At 59.4% G+C, this 2032-nt stretch carries 2 protein-coding genes and 3 pseudogenes; 2 read left to right on the plus strand and 3 right to left on the minus strand.

Going from position 1 to position 2032, the window contains the following annotated elements:
- Positions 1-147, plus strand: a pseudogene (locus EN906_RS38595) (integrase); the annotation flags it as partial.
- Positions 148-529: 382 nt separating this feature from the next.
- Here the strand turns inward: EN906_RS38595 and EN906_RS32130 are convergent.
- Entirely contained in the window at positions 530-868 is a 339-nt protein-coding gene (locus EN906_RS32130; RefSeq protein ID WP_126063908.1) for a nucleotidyl transferase AbiEii/AbiGii toxin family protein, read from the minus strand.
- A 52-nt stretch (positions 869-920) separates the two neighbouring features.
- Here EN906_RS32130 and EN906_RS37555 point away from each other — a divergent pair, with 52 nt between their 5' ends.
- A complete protein-coding gene (locus EN906_RS37555) occupies positions 921-1202 on the plus strand; it encodes a hypothetical protein (RefSeq protein WP_164748801.1) in 282 nt (93 codons plus the stop codon).
- 109 nt (positions 1203-1311) lie between these two features.
- Here EN906_RS37555 and EN906_RS32140 read toward each other — a convergent pair.
- Positions 1312-1506: pseudogene (locus EN906_RS32140) on the minus strand (SMC-Scp complex subunit ScpB); the annotation flags it as partial.
- A 39-nt stretch (positions 1507-1545) separates the two neighbouring features.
- Positions 1546-2032: pseudogene (locus EN906_RS32145) on the minus strand (hypothetical protein); the annotation flags it as partial.

Below are 2032 nucleotides of genomic sequence, written 5' to 3' on the forward strand. Positions count from 1 at the left end.
CTGCGCCCCGGCCTTGCCTCGTCGGCCGACGTCGAGGAGCGTTACTTGCAGAAGCAGCTCGGCCATGCCTCGGCCGAGATGACCCGCAAATATCAGCGGAGGCGCGGCAGATTCCGGACCAACCTCACCAAGGCGTCCGGGCTCTGAGAAACCCCTCCCCTCCCTCGGTTGGTCGCTAGGTCGTGGGGGTCAGGTTCTTTGAGTGATGACAACACCTCGTCGAGCACAGCGAACGCTGCGTCCAGACTGTCGGCGGCGACGCTTCGTAGTCAGGGCATGATCATCAGCTGTGCAATGGCGCGGCCGACGAATTCATTGTTGAGTTTTTCCATCCGCTGTCTGGTTCGAGCGACCTGTTCTGGGAGCGCACGCAGAGCGTTGACGACCTCGTCCAGTTGCGACCGGGCTGCGGCGGCGATGTCGAAGATGTCGCGCGGGTTGGCTTCCGAAATCCCCGGTAATAGACCTTCTTGGCGATGATTTCCGGGATGGTCTCGAGCCGCACGGTCCTGCCTTCCACCACGCGGGTCTAGAACGGCTTCGTTGTTAGCGCTCCGGCAACGATGAAGTCGATTTCGCCAACGTCTTCGAAGGCGAATTTCTGGAACCGAAGCCCGTCCCCCAAATAGTCGGACGGCATCGTTTCAAAGTGCAGGTGGCTTTTGGATGGTCGATGACCGAGCAATTGAGGGTCGTCGAGGAAGATATCGATGTCGTGGCTTTCGCGATGGCCGATCTGGATCATCATAGCCGTTCCGCCGCCAAATGACCATTCAAAGTCGTAGCCCCGGCATTCCCGCGAAGCTGGCCGATCAGGTCGATATAATACAAAAAAGCCGCCGCCATTCGGACGGGCGTCGGCTATCATGTCCAGCCATTACGCGGCGAGCGGATAGCTTTCGCCGGACCAGGCAGAGAACTTGGCGGCAAAAGCCTTCATCTCGTCGACCGCGAATGTGGTGCGCGGTTGCGAACTCGACTTGCTGGGCGAGAGGGACCTCGCCGAGAAAGGCGCTGACATGAGCGGGATGCTGCTTGGCCAAATCGAGATCCGCAAAGCAATCGGCCAGCGCCGCGTCGTCCAGCTGTACGCTGCAGGGCGCGTTCACGGTCGTCAAGACGGATGCCAAATGCTTGCTCATAATGGCCGCAAGGTAATCGTTTCGGGTCGGAGACACAAGTTGCCGCCTCCTTCGCCGTAGAGTGGCCCGATACAATCACGATCGATATTGCCACCTCTTATCGATAGTGATCGCATAGTTCCCTGATTCGACTCTCAACCGCTCATATTACTTCCATGTATCTGCTGCGCTAGCCCGTCCTGGCCTTGGAGTGTCGCTCCTCACCTCCTCCACCACTCACCAGCCCGATGGGAGTATCGCCCGCCAGCAGCTTCTCCTTGCTGAGCAGCGCGGCAACCTCAATCGCCTCGAAATCGGGCAAATCCCGCAGTGTGTCGAGGCCGAAGTGCAACAGGAAGGTCTTGGTCGTGACGTAGGTGTAAGGCGTGCCAAATTCAGCGGGCAGGCAGACGTTGACCCACACTTAGAGCATTGAGGCACTCGAGCCGCCCTCAGGCGGTGCCTCAAAAGCTCGCGGGCCAGATCGCCTCGGTTCGGAGACAGACAGGCTCAAGATATCCACGCCAGAGACGGCGAGCTGGAGCGTATGCTCGGCATTGCGAAGAAGAACATGTTGGCCTTTGCCGGGCGCCAGGCAGGACCGTCGCACGACCTGGCAATGCCAAGAGTTCGCACGGCGTTGTCTCCGACGATGCTGGCAGATGTTCTGCAATGACTGGCAACACATGGACGCACCAGAGCGGAACCAAAAACGATCGAATTTCGCCCATAAGACTCGGCGAAACAGAACACCCCAGCGTAACAGGTCGCCGGCCGACGCGACCAGGTCAAGCAAGGGTTGGTAAGACCAGCTATTGGCCTGCTGGCTTGCAGCGGTCACCTCACGCTGGAATGCTGGATTGCGGCGCAAAAACTCCCATGCCCTTTCGCGCGGCGTCATACCAGTGGTG

Origin of the sequence: Mesorhizobium sp. M7A.F.Ca.CA.004.06.1.1, assembly GCF_003999135.1 — a bacterium.
GTDB lineage: Bacteria > Pseudomonadota > Alphaproteobacteria > Rhizobiales > Rhizobiaceae > Mesorhizobium.

What these genes read in the sequence shown, in the direction of transcription:
- EN906_RS32130 (WP_126063908.1), bottom strand. Translation starts at nt 868, where the DNA reads ATGATAGCCGACGCCCGTCCGAATGGCGGCGGCTTTTTTGTATTATAT.